The sequence below is a fragment of the Mycolicibacterium arcueilense genome, assembly GCF_058536225.1.
On the sequence record NZ_JBZTYL010000006.1, the window covers coordinates 233,135 to 253,237 of the forward strand.

Annotated in this window: 5 protein-coding genes and 1 pseudogene; 4 read left to right on the forward strand and 2 right to left on the reverse strand. The window is 63.8% G+C overall.

The window, feature by feature from the left end; all coding sequences use genetic code 11:
- Positions 1–29 precede the first annotated feature (29 nt).
- The 3 genes from AC4LGL_RS04060 to AC4LGL_RS04070 all read left to right on the forward strand — a co-directional run bounded on the left by AC4LGL_RS04060 (position 30) and on the right by AC4LGL_RS04070 (position 14,407).
- Positions 30–12,245, forward strand: coding sequence for a non-ribosomal peptide synthetase (locus AC4LGL_RS04060; protein WP_491837750.1), 12,216 nt, complete (start codon positions 30–32; stop codon positions 12,243–12,245).
- Positions 12,246–12,306: 61 nt separating this feature from the next.
- Complete coding sequence (locus AC4LGL_RS04065; protein ID WP_491837737.1) at positions 12,307–13,704, forward strand: wax ester/triacylglycerol synthase domain-containing protein; 1,398 nt, start codon at positions 12,307–12,309, stop codon at positions 13,702–13,704.
- A gap of 28 nt (positions 13,705–13,732) precedes the next feature.
- Positions 13,733–14,407, forward strand: a complete 675-nt coding sequence (locus AC4LGL_RS04070) for a methyltransferase family protein (protein ID WP_491837738.1) — start codon at positions 13,733–13,735, stop codon at positions 14,405–14,407.
- Positions 14,408–14,419: 12 nt separating this feature from the next.
- Here AC4LGL_RS04070 and AC4LGL_RS04075 read toward each other — a convergent pair whose 3' ends face one another.
- Together AC4LGL_RS04075 and htpG are read right to left on the reverse strand one after the other, a co-directional pair.
- Entirely contained in the window at positions 14,420–15,757 is a 1,338-nt protein-coding gene (locus AC4LGL_RS04075) for a WS/DGAT/MGAT family O-acyltransferase (RefSeq protein ID WP_491837739.1), read from the reverse strand.
- A gap of 80 nt (positions 15,758–15,837) precedes the next feature.
- The gene (htpG, locus tag AC4LGL_RS04080) at positions 15,838–17,790 is read right to left on the reverse strand and encodes a molecular chaperone HtpG (RefSeq protein ID WP_491837740.1); all 1,953 of its coding nucleotides are present in this window, start codon (positions 17,788–17,790) and stop codon (positions 15,838–15,840) included.
- A 1,063-nt stretch (positions 17,791–18,853) separates the two neighbouring features.
- Here htpG and AC4LGL_RS04085 point away from each other — a divergent pair.
- Positions 18,854–20,103 (forward strand): annotated as a pseudogene (locus AC4LGL_RS04085) (amino acid adenylation domain-containing protein); the annotation flags it as partial.

Below are 20,103 nucleotides of genomic sequence, written 5' to 3' on the forward strand. Positions count from 1 at the left end.
CTGCCGACCTGAGCCGGCGGTTGTCGTCGATGGATTTTCTCGATGAGGACGAGCACGTTCAGCTGTACGCGTGGGGTAATCGCGCGGTACTGAACGAGCCCGTAGCGCCATCGGTATCGATTCCTCGGTTGTTCGCCGTGCAGGTGGCCCGGGCACCTGAGGCGGTCGCGGTGGTCTTCAACGGCCGCTCCCTGACCTATGCGGAACTTGACGAGGCGTCGAACCGGCTGGCACAGAGGTTGGTCACTCTTGGGGTGGGTCCGGGTAAGCGGGTGGCGTTGCTCTTCCCCCGCTCCATCGAGGCGATCGTTTCCATTGTCGCGGTGTTGAAGTCGGGGGCAACCTATCTGCCGATCGACCCGATGCATCCCGACGCGCGCATTCAGTTCATGCTCACCGATGCCGAGCCCGCCGTGGCCATCACGACCACGGAGCTGATGGGCCGATTCGCAGAGTGCAATCTGGAAGTCCTCGATTTCGACGACGTAGGTCGGCGCGACGGCCAGATACCGGAATTGCCCGAGCCGACGGCTGATGGCGTCGCGTATCTGATCTACACCTCGGGAACGACGGGTCGTCCGAAGGGTGTGGCGATCAGCCATCGGAATGTGACTCGGTTGTTGGGGACCTTGGATGCCGAGTTGGGTCTGGCCGGTCAGGTGTGGACGCAATGCCATTCGTTGGCCTTCGACTATTCGGTGTGGGAGATCTGGGGCGCGCTGCTGTTCGGTGGACGGCTGGTCGTGGTGCCGGAGTCCGTGACGCAGGCACCAGAAGACCTGTATGCCCTGCTGGTCGCCGAGCAGGTCACCATGTTCAGCCAGACGCCGTCGGCGTTCTATGCGTTGCAGGCTGTGGACGCGTTGCAGCCTGCGCCGGGCGGTCAGTTGAAGTTGGAGACGGTGGTCTTCGGTGGGGAAGCACTTGAGCCACAGCGGCTTCGGGGTTGGCTGGAGGGTCATCCGGGTTCGCCGCGGTTGATCAACATGTACGGCATCACCGAGACGACGGTGCACGCGTCGTTTCGGGAGATCGTGGTTGCCGATGCCGAGGGCAGCGTCAGTCCGATCGGCGTGCCGTTGGCCCACCTCGGGTTCTTCGTGCTGGATTCGTCGCTGCAACCGGTGCCGGTGGGTGTGGTGGGTGAGTTGTATGTCGTCGGTGCGGGTTTGGGGTGCGGGTATTGGCGTCGTGGCGGACTGAGCGCGACGAGGTTTGTGGCGTGCCCATTCGGGGGGACCGGGGCGCGGATGTATCGGACCGGCGATTTGGCGTCGTGGGGTGCCGATGGTCAGTTGCGGTATGGCGGGCGTGCTGATGAGCAGGTCAAGATTCGTGGGTATCGGATCGAGTTGGGGGAGATTCAGACCGCTTTGGCGGAGGTCGATGGGGTAGGCCAGGCGGCGGTGATCGCCCGGGAAGATCGCCCCGGCGATAAGCGCCTGGTCGGCTACATCACCGGCAGCGCGGACCCGGTCGCGGTTCGTGCGGCCCTGTCGGAGCGGTTACCCGGCTACATGGTCCCGACCGCGGTGGTGGTACTGGACACCTTGCCTTTGACGGTGAACGGCAAGCTCGACCGCCGAGTGCTGCCGGCGCCGGAATATCTGGACGTTGATCGGTACCGAGCTGCGAGCACGCCGAACGAGGAGATCCTGGTCGGGATTTTCGGGCAGGTGTTGGGTCTGGAACGGGTCGGGGTCGATGACTCGTTTTTTGATCTCGGTGGGGATTCGCTGTCCGCGGCTCGGTTGATCAATGCGATCAACGCCAGTTTGGATGCTGATCTGGCGGTGCGGGCGGTCTTCGAGACCCCTACGGTGGGCGAGCTTGCCGCGCGTGTGGGTGAGAGTGCGGGTGGCCGTGAGGCGTTGGTGGCCCAACAACGCCCCGCGGTCATTCCGCTGTCGTATGCCCAGCAGCGGCTGTGGTTCCTCGACCAGTTGGAGGGTCCATCACCGATCTACAACATGGCGGTGGCATTACAGATCACCGGGCAGCTGGATACCGACGCGCTCGGTGCGGCGTTGGCCGATGTGGTGAGCCGCCACGAATCTCTGCGTACGGTCTTCCGGTCGACCGAGGGCGTCCCGGAGCAGGTCGTGATACCTGCCGAGGACGCCGATTGCGGTTGGCGAGTGATCGATGCCGGCGGATGGTCGATGACCGAACTGCGTGAAGCCATCGGAGAGATGGCCGGCCATGCCTTCGATCTGGGCCTCGAGATACCGCTGCGTGCAGCGCTTTTACGGTTGAGCGAGGATGAGCATGTCCTGGTGGCCGTGGTGCACCACATCGCTGCCGACGGTTGGTCGGTAGCCCCGCTGATCGCCGATCTGCAATCGGCGTATGCCGAACGGTCTGCGGGACGAGCGCCGGGCTGGCAGCCGTTGCCGGTGCAGTATGTGGACTACAGCCTGTGGCAGCGGGCATATCTGGGCGACCTGGGCGATACCGACAGCCGCATTGCAGCCCAGGTGGCGTATTGGGAACGCGCTTTGGCCGGGCTGCCCGAACGCCTCGAACTTCCCACCGACCGCCCCTACCCGCCGGTGGCTGATCACCGTGGTGCCAGCATGCCGGTTTCATTACCGGCCGAATTGCACACGCGCATACGTGAAGTTGCGCGCGAACACAACGCCACGACGTACATGGTGGTCCAGGCCGTGCTGACGACGTTGCTGTCGAAGCTCAGTGCGAGCTCTGATGTGGCCGTGGGGGTTCCGATCGCGGGCCGTGGCGATGCGGCGCTGGATCAGTTGGTGGGATTCTTCGTCAACACACTGGTGCTGCGAGTGGATCTGGCCGGCGACCCCACTGCTGCCGAGTTGCTGGCCCAGGTGCGCCGGCGCAGTCTGGCCACGCTCGAGCACCAGGATGTGCCGTTCGAGGTGCTCGTGGATCGGCTCAAGCCGACCCGGTCGCTGGCCCACCACCCGCTGGTCCAGGTGGCGCTGGCCTGGCAGAACTTCACCGCCGACACATCGACCGAATCGACTCTGGGTGAGGCACAGGTCAGTCCGCTGCCGGTGGACACCCACGTGGCCCGGATGGACCTCACGTTCTCATTGGCTGAACGGTGGGACGACGCCGGCAATCCCGCAGGGATCGGCGGCACGGTGGAGTTCCGGACCGACGTGTTCGACGCGGCCGGCATCGAGACCATGATCGAGCGACTGGTACGCGTCGCCGAGGCGCTGGTCGATGATCCGACCCGGCGGCTGTCGTCGGTCGATGTGCTGGATGCCGTCGAGCATTCCCGTCTCGACGATGTCGGCAACCTGGCCGTGTTGGCTGAGTCCCCGGTCCCGGTGATGTCGATTCCGGGGTTGTTCGCCGCTCAGGTGGCTCGTGCGCCTGAGTCGGTGGCGGTGAGTTTCGATGGCCGTTCGATGACTTATCGGGAGCTCGATGAGGCGTCGAACCGTCTGGCCCACAGGCTGGTTGGTCTCGGGGCCGGCCCGGGCGAAAGCGTGGCCGTGTTGGTGCCGCGGTCGGTTGAGGCGATCGTCGCGATTCTGGGAGCGTTGAAGTCCGGGGCGGCATACGTGCCGGTCGATCCGATGCATCCCGATACGCGAATCCAGTTCATGCTCGGCGATGCGGCTCCGATTGTCGCGGTGACCACCGCCGGACTGCGGACGCGGCTGGAGGGGATCGAATTGGCCGTCGTCGACGTTGCCGACGCCGCGATCGATGCGCAACCCAGTACCGCACTGCGGGGACCGGTTTCAGATGATGTGGCGTATCTGATCTACACCTCAGGGACGACCGGTGTTCCCAAGGGCGTGGCGATCAGCCACCGGAACGTGGCTCGCTTGTTGGGGACCTTGGATGCCGAGTTGGGTCTGGCGGGTCAGGTATGGACGCAGTGCCATTCGTTGGCTTTCGACTATTCGGTGTGGGAGATCTGGGGCGCGCTGCTGTTCGGCGGACGGCTGGTCGTGGTGTCAGAGTCGGTGACTCGATCTCCGGAGGACTTGCTGAGCTTGCTGGTTGCCGAGCAGGTGACGGTGTTGAGTCAGACGCCGTCGGCGTTCTATGCCCTGCAGTCGGTGGACGCGTTGCAGCCCGAGCTGGGCCGTCAGTTGAAGTTGGAGACGGTGATCTTCGGTGGGGAAGCGCTTGAACCGCAGCGCCTTCGGCCGTGGTTCGAGGGACATTCAGGTTCCACTCGGCTGATCAACATGTACGGCATCACCGAGACGACGGTGCACGCCTCGTTCCGGGAGATCGTGGCCAGTGACGTTGAGGGCAGCACGAGCCCGATCGGTGTGCCGTTGGCCCACCTCGGGTTCTTCGTGCTGGATTCGTCGCTGCAACCGGTGCCGGTGGGCGTAGTGGGTGAGTTGTACGTGGTCGGCGCCGGGTTGGGATTCGGCTACTGGCGTCGTGGTGGACTGAGTGCGACGAGGTTCATGGCGTGCCCGTTCGGCGGGGCAGGGACGCGGATGTATCGGACCGGCGATCTCGCCTCGTGGGGTCCTGACGGCCAGTTGCGCTATCTGGGGCGTGCCGATGAGCAGGTGAAGATTCGCGGGTACCGGATCGAACTGGGCGAAATCCAATCAGCCCTGGAAGATCTGGAGGGGGTGAGACAAGCCGAGGTCATAGCGCGAGAAGACCGCCCCGGTGACAAGCGCCTGGTCGGTTACATCACCGGCAGCGCGGACCCGGTCGCGGTTCGTGCGGCCCTGTCGGAGCGGTTGCCCGGCTACATGGTGCCTGCGGCGGTGGTGCTGCTCGATGCCTTGCCGTTGACGGTGAACGGCAAACTCGACAAGCGCGCTCTGCCGGCCCCCGACTACGGCAACGGTCAGGAGTACCGCGCTCCGGCAACTCCTGTCGAGGAACTGCTGGCCGGCATCTATGCGCAGGTGCTCGGCTTGAAACGGGTCGGGGCGGACGACTCCTTCTTCGACCTGGGCGGCGACTCGCTCTCGGCGATGCGGTTGATCAATGCGGCCAACGCCAGTCTGGATACCGATCTCGCAGTGCGGGCAGTGTTCGAGGCGCCTACGGTGGCGCAGCTTGCGACACGTGCGGGTGAGAGTACGGGGCGGCGTGAACCGCTCGTGGCCCAACAACGCCCCGATGCCCTCCCGCTGTCATATGCGCAGCAGCGACTGTGGTTCCTCGACCAGCTCGAGGGACCGTCACCGATCTACAACATGCCGACCGCGTATCGGATCACCGGCGAACTGGATGTCGATGCCCTCGGCCGGGCACTGGCCGACGTGGTGGAGCGCCATGAGTCTCTGCGCACAGTGTTCCCGGCGGTCGACGGTGTGCCTCGACAGGTCGTGCTGCCGGCGGGACAGGCCGATCCGGGATGGCAGGTCGTCGACGCGGAGGGTTGGTCCGTGGACCGGCTCCACGACGCGATTCGCGCTACGGTCGCATACAACTTCGATCTGTCAGCTGAGATCCCGTTGAGAGCAACCCTTTTCCGAATGGGCGAGGGCGAACATGTGCTGGTTGCGGTGGTCCATCACATTGCCGGGGATGGGTGGTCGATCGGGCCCCTGGTGCGTGACATCGGGATGGCCTATGCGAGCCGGTGTGCGGGACTGGCCCCCGACTGGGCGCCGCTGCCGGTCCAATATGCGGATTACACCCTGTGGCAGCGGTCGTATCTGGGTGATCCGACCGATCCCGACAGCCGGATCTCTGGTCAGTTGGCATATTGGGAGCAGGCGCTGACCGGGCTGCCCGAGCGTCTGGAACTACCCACCGACCGGCCGTATCCGCCGGTGGCCGACTACCACGGGGCCAGTCTCACGATGGAGTGGCCGGCCGAGTTGCAGCAGCAGATCGCGCGGGCGGCGAGTGAGCACAATGCGACCAGCTTCATGGTGGTACAGGCCGCCCTGGCCGTGTTGTTGTCAACTCTCAGCGGGAATTCGGATGTTGCAGTGGGATTCCCGATCGCAGGGCGTAGCGATCCGGCATTGGACGAGTTGGTCGGGGTCTTCATCAACACACTGGTGCTACGGGTCGAGCTCGACGGTGATCCATCCGTTGCCGACCTGCTGGCCCAGGTGCGCAGACGCAGCCTGGCTGCCTACGAGCACCAGGATGTGCCGTTCGAGATGGTTGTCGACCGGCTCAACCCGGCTCGCAGTTTGACCCACCACCCGCTGGTTCAGGTGATGATGGCGTGGCAGAACCTGACCGCACAGGACGACGACCACACGGCGTCGACGAGTTTGGGCGGCCTGCAAGCCACTCCGCTGGAAGCGGACACTCAGACCGCCCGCATGGATCTGATGATCTCGTTGGCAGAACGCTGGAGCGCCGGTGAGGCCGCCGGCATCACCGGGGCCGTGGAGTTCCGCACCGATGTGTTCGATACCGCCACCATTCAGCGCTTTGTCGAGCGCCTGACCCGCGCGGTCGAAGCTCTGACCGCCGATCCATCGGCGACGTTGTCGTCTGTGGACCTACTCGAGGCAGGTGACCACGTCCGCCTCGACGGATGGGGCAACCGGGCGGTGCTGACCGAGCCGGTGGACACCATGTCGATTCCGGCGGTGTTCGCCGAACAGGTGGCGCGGGACCCGGCCGCAGTGGCGGTCACGTGCGGTGAGAGTTCGTGGACGTACCGCGAGCTCGACGAGGCGTCGAACCGCCTGGCACACCTACTTGTCAGCCAGGGCGCGGGATCGGGCGAATGCGTGGCGCTGCTGCTCAACCATTCCGCCGAGGCGATCGTCGCGATCCTGGCCGTCCTCAAGTCGGGCGCAGCCTACCTGCCCATCGACCCGATGGTGCCGGACGCGCGGGTCGAGTTCATGCTGGCAGACGCCGGGCCGGTCGCGGCGGTCACCACGTCCGACTTGCGGACGCGGCTGGACGGATGCGACCTGACCGTCATTGACATCGCGGACACGCGAATCGAGACCCACCCCAGTACCGCGTTGCCGGGAGCGGCCGCCGATGACCTCGCCTACCTGATCTACACCTCGGGAACCACCGGCGTTCCGAAGGGCGTGGCGATCACTCACCAGAATGTGACACAGTTCCTCGGCGCCGTGGACCCAGCTCTGGTGGGCCCGGGAACCGTGTGGTCGCAATGGCATTCGCTGGTGTTCGACGTTTCCGTGTGGGACATCTTCTGCGCCCTGCTGCACGGCGGCCGGCTGGTGGTGGTGCCGGAAGAGGTGGCCCGTTCGCCGCACGAGTTGCATGACTTGTTGGTGAGCCAGAAGGTCAGTGTCTTGAGTCAGACACCGTCGGCGGCGGGGATGCTCTCACCGGACGGACTGGAGTCCACCACGTTGGTGGTGGCCGGGGAGGCATGCCCGACGGAGCTGGTGCAACGTTGGGCGCCGGGACGGGTGCTGATCAACGCTTATGGGCCGACAGAGGCCACGGTGTATGCCGCGATCAGTGCGCCGTTGAAAGCCGAGGCGGTGGCGGCGAACATCGTTCCTATCGGTTCGCCGGCACCCGGGGCCGCGCTGTTCGTCCTTGATCGCCGGCTGCGGGAAGTGCCACCGGGTGTGGTGGGGGAGTTGTATGTGGCCGGCCGTGGCGTCGGAGTGGGATACGTCGGTCGGGCCGGGTTGACCGCGTCTCGTTTCGTCGCTTGCTCGTTCGGTGGCGCGGGGACGCGGATGTACCGGACCGGCGATCTGGTGCGCTGGGGCAGTGACGGGCAGATGCAGTACTTCGGCCGTGCCGATGAGCAGGTCAAAATCCGCGGCTACCGGATCGAACTCGGCGAAATCCAGGTTGCCCTGGCTGATCTGGACGGCGTTGAACAGGCTGTCGTCGTCACCCGCGAGGACCACCCGGGCGAGAAGCGACTCGTCGGCTACGTGACCGAGACCGCGCCCGGTCTGGTCGATTCCGGCAAGGCCCGAGCCCACCTGGCTGAGCATCTTCCGACTTACATGGTGCCTGCCGCCGTGGTGGTGGTCGACGCAATACCGTTGACCGTCAACGGCAAATTGGACAGGCGCGCGCTACCGGCGCCCGAGTACATCGACGCCGACAGCTATCGTGCCCCGACCACTCCGACCGAGGAGATCCTGGTCGGCATCTTCGCTCAAGTATTGGGATTGGATCAAGTCGGAGTCGACGACTCGTTCTTCGATCTCGGTGGTGACTCTCTGTCAGCCATCAGACTGATCAATGCTGTCAACACCGCATTCGACACCGATCTGGCCGTCCGTGCGGTATTCGACGCGCCGGCCGTGGCGCAGCTCGAACCCCATATCGCCATGGGTTCGGGCGGACGGGCCCCATTGGCCCCCATGCCCCGGCCTGAAGTGGTGCCGCTGTCGTATGCCCAGCAGCGGCTCTGGTTCCTGGACCAATTGCACGGCCCTTCCCCGATTTACAACATGCCGATGATGTACCGGGTCACCGGATTGGACGTCGATGCGCTCCGCCTGGCCCTGGCTGATGTGGCAGCGCGGCATGAGAGCCTGCGTACGGTATTCCCCGAGGTCGACGGTGTCCCCCGGCAGCTGGTCCTTCCTGCCGACCAGGCTGAATTCGGGTGGCAGGAGGTTGACGCCGCGGATTGGCCCGCCGAGCAGTTGGCAAGTGCCATCGATGCAGCTGTACAGCACCCCTTCGATCTGAACCACGAGATCCCGATCTGGGCCAGGCTTTTCCGCGTCTCTGAAGACGAGCATGTGCTGGTCGCGGTGGTGCACCACATCGCTGGGGACGCCTGGTCGTTCTCACCGCTGGCCCGTGATGTGGCCGTCGCCTACGCCTCTCGCTGCGGCAGGGAGGCGCCGCAGTGGTCTCCGCTGCCAGTGCAGTACGTGGATTACACACTGTGGCAGCGGGAGCAGCTCGGCGAGCTGACCGACCCCGAGAGCCGCATCGCCGGGCAACTGGCCTACTGGCAGGAAGCGTTGGCGGGGCTACCCGATCGCCTCGAGTTGCCGACGGATCGCCCGTACCCGGCGGTCGCCGATCACCACGGAGCTGTCGTCGAAGTGGAGTGGCCGGCGGAGTTGCAGCGGCGGGTGGCGGAGGTTGCGCGGGAGCACAATGCGACCAGCTTCATGGTGGTGCAGGCTGCGTTGGCGGTGTTGTTGTCGAGTTTGAGTGCCAGTTCCGATGTGGCGGTGGGCTTCCCGATTGCAGGGCGTAATGATCCGGCGCTGAATGATCTGGTCGGGTTCTTCGTGAACACCTTGGTGCTGCGAGTCGACCTGGGCGATGACCCCACCGTAGGCGAGCTGTTGGGACAGGTGCGCCAACGCAGCCTGGCAGCGTATGAGCATCAGGACGTGCCGTTCGAGGTGTTGGTGGACCGGCTCAACCCGAGCCGTAGCCTGAGCCATCACCCGTTGATCCAGGTGATGCTGGCCTGGCAGAACCCAGCGAATGCAACCGATGCCGAGGCGGGCACGGGTGATGTGCACGCTGCCGCACAGATGGCTGAAACCCATACCGCACGTATGGATCTGGTCTTTGCGCTTGGCGAAAGGTACGACGCGGAGGACGCTCGGGCGGGGATCGGCGGTTCGGTGGAGTTCCGCACTGATGTGTTCGACTCCGGCACAATCGAGGTGTTTGTCGGGCGGTTGGAGCGGATTCTGGCGGCGATGGCGGCCGATCCGGCGCAGCGCTTGTCGTCGATCGATGTGTTGGACACCGACGAGCATGCTCGCCTCGATGCGTTCGGGAATCGAGCCGCGTTGACCGCACCGGCGAGGGCGGCGGGCTCGATTCCGGAGGTGTTCGCCCAGCAGGTGGCTCGGGTGCCGGATGCCGCGGCGGTGACCTTCGACGGCAGATCCATGTCGTATCGAGAACTCGACGAGGCCTCGAATCGGTTGGCGCACCTCCTTGCCGACCATGGTGCCGGGCCCGGTGAGTGTGTGGCGTTGGTGCTGAATCGTTCGGTTGACGCGATTGTGGCGATTCTGGCGGTGTTGAAGACTGGGGCGGCGTATCTGCCGTTGGATCCCGCGTACCCAGATGCACGGATCGCCGTGGTGGTCGGTGATGCTCGACCGGTGGCCGCGGTCACTGCGGGTGCGTTGGCGGAGCGGCTGGACCAGCTGGGTGTGGCCGTTGTCGACGTGGCGGACCGGCGGATTGTCATGCAACCGAGCAGCACATTGTCAAAGCCGGCTGCCGATGATGTGGCGTACGTGATCTACACGTCGGGCACGACGGGGGTGCCGAAGGGAGTGGCCGTCCCGCACAGCAACGTCACCGGGTTGCTGACGTCGTTGCAGGTGGGGTTGCCGACCGCGGGGGTGTGGTCGCAGTGGCACTCGTATGCGTTTGACGTGTCTGTGTGGGAGATCTTCGGTGCGCTGCTGAGCGGTGGCCGATTGGTGGTGGTGCCAGATGCGCTGGTGGGTTCACCGGATGAGTTGCACGACTTGCTGGTTGCAGAGCAAGTGACGGTGCTGAACCAGACGCCGTCGGCTGCCGCGGCGCTGTCGTCGGAGAGTTTGGAGTCTGCGGCGTTGGTGGTGGCCGGTGAGGCGTGCCCGGTCGAGTTGGTGGATCGGTGGGCACTGGGCCGGTTGATGATCAACGGTTACGGCCCGACGGAGACGTGGTACACGTCGTTCAGTGCCCCGTTGGTGGCAGGGGCGGGTGTGGTGCCGATCGGAAGGCCGGTGCCGGGTGCGGCGTTCTTTGTATTGGACCGGTGGTTGCGTCCGGTGCCCGCCGGTGTGGTCGGGGAGTTGTATGTGGCCGGGTCCGGCCTCGCAGCCGGGTACCAGCGTCGGGGTGGGTTGACGGGGTCGCGATTTGTCGCGTGTCCGTTCGCAGCGGGGCAGCGGATGTATCGCACCGGGGATCTGGTGCGTTGGGGTGCCGACGGTCAGTTGCAGTATCTGGGCCGGGCTGATGAGCAGGTAAAGATCCGCGGGTATCGCATCGAGTTGGGTGAAGTGCGAGCGGTGCTGGCCGGCCTGGAGGGGGTGGATCAGGCGGCCGTCATCGCTCGCGAAGATCGCCCCGGCGACAAGCGGCTGTTCGGATACATCACCGGTAAGGCAGACCCGGCCGAAATCCGGACTGCCATGGCGACACGGTTACCGGCCTATATGGTGCCCGCGGCGGTGATGGCGGTTGACAGTTTGCCGTTGACGGTCAACGGGAAGTTGGATCGGCGCGCACTCCCGATGCCGGAGTATGCCGATACTCGGCAGTACCGTGCCCCGGAAACGCTCACCGAGGAGATCCTGGCCGGCATCTACGCCGAAGTCCTCGGTCTGGAGCGAGTCGGGGTCGACGATTCGTTTTTCAACCTCGGAGGGGACTCGCTGTCGGCGATGCGGGTGATCGCCGCCGCCAACGCCAGCCTCGACGCCGAGTTGGCGGTGCGAGTCATGTTCGATGCGCCGACGGTGCGTGGTTTGGCCCAGCAAGTGGGTCGCGCCGAGAGTTCGCGGGAAGTGGTCCCGGTCGAGGTGCTCAAGCCGGGCAACGGCGTTCCGTTGTGTTGCGTGCATGACGGATTCGGGTTGAGTTGGTCGTACCGGGCGTTGGGCCAGTACGTGGAGGGCCCGATCGTCGGGATCAACCGGGCGCCAGCCGATGGCGAATCCGAGGCACAGTCGATCCACGCCATGGCGGAAAGCTACGCCGATCGGCTTCAGAAGCTGTATCCGGTTGGGCCGTACCGGATTCTGGGGTGGTCGTTTGGTGGAGTCGTGGCTCATGCGTTGGCCGTTGAGCTTCAGCGGCGTGGGTGTGAGGTTCAGCGTCTGGTGCTGCTCGATGGCTTGCTGAACCCGAACAGGTTCTGGAAACGCATCACCAGGAGGATTGCGAAGAATCAGGCGGTGGCCGAGGGATGGGTTCTCGATTACATCCTGAGGACCAACAAGGTCCGGGTGCCCGTGCATTTCGGGTTACTGTCCTATTCGCGGGTGGCCGACATCATTGCCCGGCACGGGGCCAGTCCTCCGTCGCGGCAATTGGTGAAGTTCATGGCGCGCAGCGTGAGTGCGGGGCAGTTGTTCCTTCTCGATCATCGGCCTGAAGTTTTCGACGGTGATGTCGTGATGTTTTCGGCTGCCCGTCCTCGATGTGAGGACACCGGCGGGAATGGACTCATGTCGAAGATGGCGGGTCTGCGTAACCGCAGGGCCGCCGGAGCGCTGCTGCACAGTTGGCGCCCTTATGTTTCCGGGAAGATCACGGTGCTCCCGGTGGGCTGCACCCACTTCGAAATGTTCACCCCCGAAGCGCTGAGTGAGTACATCGAAAAGCTCAAGGCTGTCCTGGAAAGTGATTCGGAATAGTTTCGTGACGATGCTCTTGCGCACAAGCGTTGAGCGGCCGACGGGGGGACGGTGATCGTAAATGCGGACCACTTACAAACACGAGACGCGCGAATTCAACGCGGATACAGTTCCAAAAATGAGCAACGTCCTCGATGTGCTCGATCAGCGTACGTTCGACCTCGGGCTGGCGATAGGGGTCAACAGCCTTCTACAGAGCGCCTGGATTTATGACCGCCCGATCGACATCGAAGGTCTTCGCCAGTTCCACGACCACCTTCGGCGGGGACGGTTGTCCCGAGGCATCGAGCGTTCACCGCTGTCGTTCGGCCGGCACCGCTGGATAGCGTCGGACAATTCTTCCCCGCTCGAGATCGTCGAGACACCCAGGCCGCGTGAAGAATTCGATGACTGGCTCGGCGAGCAGATCAACACTCCACTCGATTGCGAGCACGGACCCGGCTGGCATCTCGCAGTGCTTCCGTTCACCGACGGAGGGTCAGGGGTGAGCCTGGTCGTCTCACATTGCCTCATCGACGGAGTTGGTCTCTGTGAGGCACTGGCTGATGCCGCACTCGGCCGTGACGATCCGATCAGCTGGCCGGCTGCCGAATCGCGCGGTCGTTGGGGAGCTCTGAGTCAGGACGCTTGGCAAACTGTGCGCGACATCCCCGCCATGGCGCGGGGCGTTGTCGCCGCGATTCGGCTGGCCCGGCGCAGTCGGGAGGGGCCGGCAGGTGCAAACCCCGCCACTTCGCCGACTTCCGCCTCGCCTGCACCAGACGCCATTTCCGACCAATCGATCCCGGTTCCGATGGCAACGATCCTCGTTGATGCCGACGAATGGGATTCTCGCGCAGAGGCACTCGGCGGGACCAGCAACACCCTTCTTGTGGCGCTGGCGGCTCGGCTGGCCCATCGCGCAGGACGTGTCGGCGCGGACGGGTCGGTGATCGTCATGATGCCGGTCAACCAGCGTGCCGACGGAGATACCCGCGCCAACGCGAGGAGTAGTGTCGCCGTGACGGTCGATCCCGCGCTGACGACCACGGACCTGCGTGAGATCCGGGCTGCGGTCAAACAAGCGCTGATCCGTCACGGGCAGGTGCCCGATGAGGAACACGCGGTGAATGCCATCATTCCCCTGCTGCCGAAGCGGTTCCTCGGGGCCACCTCCCGCACCGGTTCATCCAACCAGGTCGGTTCGTCCAACCTGGGTGTGGTCAACCCGGCCGCCAGCCGGGCAGATGGTACGGACGCCGACTACTTCGCCGTGAAAGTTCTCCCGTACCTGGGGCTGACGGAGGCGATGCTGCACCGGTTCGGCGGGACCCAGTCATTTCTCTCCGGGCGGGCGAACGGACGGGTATTCGTATCGGCCCATTCGTACCTCCCCGGCGGTATCAACTCGAATGAGCGCTTGCAGCAAGATCTTTCGAATGCGTTGGACGACTTCTCCCTTACCGGAACACTCTTTTGAACGCTGGATCATATTTCAGGAGGATGGCATGAGCACCGATCTTCGGGTGGCGATTCAATCCGTACTCGGCCTGGCTGTGTTGGGCGCACTACTGTTCATCCCAGCGGGGACGCTCGACTACTGGCAGGCGTGGGTCTTTCTGTCGGTGTATGCGGTATTGGCAATCGCCTCCACCGTCTACCTGTTGAGGAAAGACAAGGCGATCGTCGAGCGGCGCATGCGGGTCGGTCAGAAGTCCGAATCGCGACCCGTCCAAAAGGTCGTGGTCCTCGTCATCGTGAATCTGTCCATCGCGCTGCCGGTGTTCTGTGCTCTGGACCATCGCTTCGGCTGGTCTCCAGTGCCCACCGCCGTATCCCTGATCGGCAACGCGATGTTCGCCGTCGGCCTTGGCATCACGATGTTCACCATGCTCCAGAACAGCTATGCGTCAGCGAACATCACCGTGGAGTCGGAGCAGAAGCTGGTCTCCACCGGGCTCTACGGGCTTGTGCGACACCCCATGTACATGGGGGCCCTGGTCATGGTGGCCGGGATGCCTCTCGCCCTCGGATCTTGGTGGGGCCTGGCCGTTCTCATTCCCGTATTGGCCCTCTACACCTTCCGTATCCACGATGAGGAGGAGCTGCTCGGGCAGCAACTCGCGGGATACGGGGAGTACATGCAGAAGGTGCACTATCGGCTGGTGCCGCTCGTTTGGTGACGTTCGGGTGGTTCAAAGATAGGTGCCGCTGAGCGAGAACTTTTCCAGGGCGGTCGAAAGATCAAGACGCAACTCATCGTTCGAGTTGGCACGTCCTGGCAGATATGAAATCAGCGAAATGAAGATCTGTCCGTTCATCGATCCCGAGAGCATGGTCTGTACACCGCCGTAGCGGTGCAACGTCGATGTGGCCACACCGAGGTGATGCAGCCTCAATGCGAACGAAACGGCATCCGTGCCATCTGCCCGGCCGGCGGCTGCGTCCATCTCTCCGACGTTGGATGCGCCGACGAGATTGAAGGGGTTGCCCCTGGTCGCGCTGCGGGCGGCTCTGAGCACCCGCTCGGACATCAGGGGCACAAGGGCGTTCATCACCTGCTGAGGTTCGGGCTCCTCCGAGTGCCGAATCAGTTCTTGTTTTACCGCGGCCCGGATCTCACGGAGGTCTGTCGTGGCGGATGCGGGGTCGACCTTCGCGCGAACGCCACCGAGGGCGTTGGCACGGGTGTCGTCGGCGGTGCGCTCGTTGACCGGGAGCGTCACCACCACTGAGCCATCCGTCGCCACTCTGCCGGCGTGGTGGGCGAGGTGGGCTGCGAGTCCCACGAGTAGCGTGTTGCGCGTTCCGCCGAGTGCTCGGGCGCGGGCGTCCCACTCATCCGCATCGACGAAGATCGTTGCGGTTGGGAGAAGATGGGATTCATCGGTTTCGGGGGGCGGCGCAGATATCAACGCAGTGGGTGGCTCGGGGGCCGCGGCACCGTTACGACCTTGTTGCCGCATCTGAATCGCGCCGACGATGGCACGGCTGATGGCGGGGATGTCTCTCAGGGTTTGGCCGGTGTCTTGGCAGATGGCTTGCCACCGCCCGCGTGATGTGGGGTCCGGCCAGGTGATCGGGTCGTCGCGGCCGAGTGCGGCATCTGCCATCGCCTGCCACAGCCCGACGCCGTCGGCGAGGCAGTGTGAGATGACCAGGCTCACTCCGGCGCCGCCGTCGGTGAACGGCGCGGTGGCGAGATGCCATGCGGGTCCGTGCTGGGAGTCCAGTGGAAAGTTGACCTGCTCGTCGAGCCAGTCATCGAATGCCTCACGCGGACGGGCCGACTCGACGATCTCCAGACCCGATAGGTTGTCGGATTTCACCCAGCGGCTGCGGCCGAACGGCAACGGCGATCGGGCTATACAGCGAGATAACCGTCCCCGCTCAAGATGGCCGTGGAACCGCCGCAGGCCGTCGATGTCAATAGGATGGTCATACACCCAGACACACTGCAGCAGGGTGTTCGAGCGAGTCGCTTGGCCGATGTCGTACATGGTCTGATCGAGCAGGTCGAGTACGTTGCTCATTTCTGTACGGTACGAGTCCGAACGCGGTTTCATTCGGCAAACGCGGCCCAATGCCTGGAAATCGACTGCGATAGCGCCCTTTACATGGTGCTTGCCAAGCGGGCGGCGAGGAGTCCGGCGAACTTGGCCGGGTCGTCGGGCAACCCGCCTTCAGCAAGAAGGGCAGTGCCGTAGAGTAATTCGGCGGTTTCAGCGAGTCGATGCGAACTGACATCGTCGCTGCCGTTACCGATCGCCTGTCGTAAGCCGATGACCAGCGGATGGCTCGGGTTGAGTTCGAGTATCCGCTTTCCGGTCGGAACCTCCTGCCCGGAGGCCCGATACATTCGGGCCAGCGCCGGCGTGATGCCGAACGTGGGGGTGATGAGGCACGCTGGAGACTCGGTCAAACGGCTGGACAATCGCACTTCCGAGACCCGTTCGCTCAGCGTCTCCTTCAGCCAGGCCAGCAGGTCGGCGAATTCTCGCTCCTGAGCCTCTCGCTCTGCCTTGTGGGCGTCCCGGTCCTCATCGGAGTCGAGGTCGACCTCACCCTTGGCAACTGATTGCAACGGCTTGCCGTCGAACTCCGGCACCGAACCGACCCAGATCTCGTCGACAGGATCGGTCAACAGCAATACCTCGTAACCTTTGTCCTTGAAGGCCTCGAGGTGCGGTGACTTCGAGAGTTGTTCGGCAGATGGGCCGGTGGCGTAGAAGATCTGTTCCTGCCCGTCCTTCATGCGTCCGACGTACTCGGCCAGCGTCGTGAGCCCCTCGTTTTTCTCGGCGTCGGAGAACGTGGAGGAGAACGAGGAGACCCGCAGCAGCGTGTCCTGGTTGTCCACGTCCGACAGCAGGCCTTCTTTCAGCACGGCGCCGAACTGCGTCCAGAAGATGCGGTAGTCCTCGGGCTTGCCGGTCTGTAGGTCCGCAATGGTCGACAGGACTTTCTTCGTCAGCCGGCGACGGATCGCGGTGACCTGGCGATCCTGCTGCAATATCTCACGAGAGACGTTGAGTGACATGCCTTGTGCATCCACTACGCCCTTGACGAAGCGCAGGTGACGGGGCATGAGTTCTTCGCAATCGCTCATGACGAAGACGCGCTTGATGTAGAGCTGGACACCGGTCTTGGCGTCCCTGGTGAACATGTCGAACGGGGCGTGGGACGGGATGAACAGCAAGGCCTGGTACTCGAAGCTGCCCTCTCCCTTCATCGAGATCACGGCGAGGGGATCGTCCCAGGCATGGGCGATGTGTTTGTAGAACTCGTGGTACTCCTCGTCGGAGACCTCGTCCTTCGGCCGGGCCCACAACGCCTTCATGGAGTTGAGCGTCTGGGTCTCGACGGTGACGGTGTCCGGGCCACCTTCCTCGGCGGCGGGAGTGTGTTGCTCGACCTGCATCCGGACGGGCCAGGCGATGAAGTCGGAGTACTTCTTGACGAGCTCTCGGATCTTCCATTCGGCCGTGTAGTCGTGAAGCTGGTCCTCGACATCGACAGGCTTCAGGTGCAGCGTTACCGACGTACCCTGCGGTGCGTCATCGACGTCTTCGATGGTGTAGGTGCCGTCACCGCTCGACACCCACCGGGTGGCCCCGCTCTCGCCGGCCTTGCAGGTGAGCAGCTCGACCTCGTCCGCCACCATGAAAGTTGAGTAGAAGCCGACGCCGAACTGTCCGATCAGCTCCTCGGAATCGGCCGCCTTCCTGGCTTCCTGCAATTGTTGCCGCAGCTGCGCGGTGCCTGACTTCGCGAGAGTGCCGATCAGCTCGACGACTTCCTCGTGCGTCATGCCGATGCCGTTGTCGCGCACCGTCAGTGTCCGAGGATCCCGTCCCACCTCGATGTCGATATGGAGGTCGGAGGTGTCGGCGGTGAGTTCCTTGTTCCGGAGCGTTTCGAGGCGGAGCTTGTCCAGGGCATCGGAAGCGTTCGAGATCAGCTCCCGGAGGAACGAGTCCTTGTTGGAGTACACCGAGTGGACCAGCAACTCAAGGAGCTGGCGTGCCTCCGCCTGGAACTCCAACCGCTCGACACGTGCAGACATTCGATTCCATTCCCACAGATCAACCTACGTCGGATATCTCCGAGGAGGATACCGAGCTGTAGTCGGCACGGATGGCTCCTGCGGCGCGACCGTCATCGTTCTTGCTGAGGGATTGCTGGAGCGCGCACATCTTCAAACGTTTGCTACTTATTGCAGTCGCAAATTTTGACGCGAGGTCTGGACCGCCTGATCTGCTGGACAATCCCAGCTGAATCGACCTCTGCCAACGGTGCCGGCCAGGTCTGGAGGACCGCGTGCGCTGGTTCGTCGCTGGAATCGTCATCCGATTGATGTTTCCAAGTTCATCGTTCCCCGGACGGGCGTTCGGCACGGTTGTCGACCAAGTGTCGCTCACGTTCACTTCGCTGCATCGAACTACACCACTGTCATGCTGATTCACAGATTTTCCGTAGGTGGTGGTCGTGTCGACAGGTGGTGTCTCGGGCTGGTTGAAGCGAGCCGGCCGGTGATCCTCCCGTTGGCTCTCTAGTCGTCGGTCACCTCGGTGTCAACTTTGCTCAAAGAGTTGTGCAGTGCACTTTCCCGCGGGGTGAGCGGACTTGGAGGCGGGTTGCGCCCACGGATCCGCGATTATTACTCCGGAGTGGAAAGAGGCGGATATGCTAGCTGTCTGCAACTGTAGTTTTAGTAGCTGGAGTGGGCCACAGGAAACAGATGTCGTGACGGCGGGGTGTGGGGCCGGATGCGTTGCACCTGATTCTTGATCGATTTCACTGGTCGACTCGACGGTGGGGAGTACCAGGTGAGCATCGACCCGTTCGACGACAGACCAGCCCGTTGGGCGGTGCTGGCCGGCGGCTGTGTCGATCTAGCCGGTCTGGACTACAACGAACCGAACTGGTCGGGCAGCCGACCGAAAAGCCTGCCTGTCAGGCCGACTCAGGAACAGTGCACCGGCCGGTAAGAAGGCGCGGGGCCTGCAGCACATCTCGCGGTGGGAGAGTCCGATGCAGACCGATGAACAGTGGCTGCCCGTAATGCGTGCGCCGTGCCATCACTTCGCCCCCGTAGTCGTTATCACTGTTCAGGGGGAGGCGTCGTCGTGACTGCGGATCTGACTCGACGGTTGTCGTCGATCGATTTCTTGGATGAGGATGAGCACGATGCGTTGTTCGAGTGGAGCAATCGGGCGGTACTGACTGCGCCGACGAGTGGGTCGGCCTCCATTCCGGATTTGTTCGCAGCGCAGGCGGCCCGTGCGCCGGAGACGGTAGCGGTGACCTGTGATGGCCTGTCGATGTCCTATGCGGAACTCGATAAGGTCTCGAACCGGCTGGCACGCTATCTGATCGGCCTCGGAGCCGGGCCGGGCCGGTGCGTTGCGGTGTTGTTGCCGCGGTCAACGGACGCCATCGTGGCCATCCTCGGGATCCTGAAATCAGGTGCGGCGTATCTGCCGATCGATCCGATGCATCCCGACGCCCGGATTCAGTTTGTGCTTGGGGATGCGACACCTGTCGTGGCTCTGACAACCGGTGCTCTGGCCGGCCGTTTGGCCGACTTCGATGTGGCGGTGGTCGAATTGGACGATACGCGTATCGCTGCGCAGTCGATGGATCCGCTGCCGTTACCCATGTCTGCATCGGATGACATTGCCTACTTCATCTACACCTCGGGGACTACGGGTGTCCCCAAGGGTGTGGCGATCGCTCACCGCAATGTGGTGCGATTGTTGCACGTCCTTGATGCCGAGTTGAGGTTGGGGGGTCAGGTCTGGACGCAGTGTCATTCTCTGGCGTTCGACTACTCGGTGTGGGAGATCTGGGGGGCGTTGCTGTTCGGCGGCCGATTGGTGGTGGTGCCGGAAGCCGTGACACGGACGCCGGTGGACCTGCTTGAGCTGTTGGTTGCCGAGCAGGTCACGCTGCTGAGTCAGACTCCGTCGGCATTCTGTGCGTTGCAGTCGGCTGATGAGATGCTCCCCGAGCTGGGCGGTCGGCTCAAGTTGGACGCAGTGGTGTTTGGTGGGGAAGCGCTTGAGCCGCACCGTCTTCGGGGGTGGCTGGATGCCCATCGGGCAGCGCCCCGCCTGATCAATATGTACGGCATCACCGAGACAACCGTTCATGCGTCATTTCGGGAAATCGTCGATGGTGACGTTCGGGGTGACGTCAGTCCTATTGGGCTGCCGTTGGCCCACCTCGGCTTTTTCGTGTTGGATGCGTCGTTGCATCCGGTGCCGGTCGGTGTGATGGGTGAGTTGTATGTCGTCGGCGCCGGGTTGGGTGTGGGGTATTGGCGTCGTGGTGGGTTGACGGCGTCGCGGTTTGTGGCGTGTCCGTTTGGTGGTGT

Coding starts and splice junctions, on each gene's coding strand:
- AC4LGL_RS04060 (WP_491837750.1), top strand. CDS start 30: ATGGATTTTCTCGATGAGGACGAGCACGTTCAGCTGTACGCGTGGGGT.
- AC4LGL_RS04065 (WP_491837737.1), top strand. CDS start 12,307: ATGCGGACCACTTACAAACACGAGACGCGCGAATTCAACGCGGATACA.
- AC4LGL_RS04070 (WP_491837738.1), top strand. CDS start 13,733: ATGAGCACCGATCTTCGGGTGGCGATTCAATCCGTACTCGGCCTGGCT.
- AC4LGL_RS04075 (WP_491837739.1), bottom strand. CDS start 15,757: ATGAGCAACGTACTCGACCTGCTCGATCAGACCATGTACGACATCGGC.
- htpG (WP_491837740.1), bottom strand. CDS start 17,790: ATGTCTGCACGTGTCGAGCGGTTGGAGTTCCAGGCGGAGGCACGCCAG.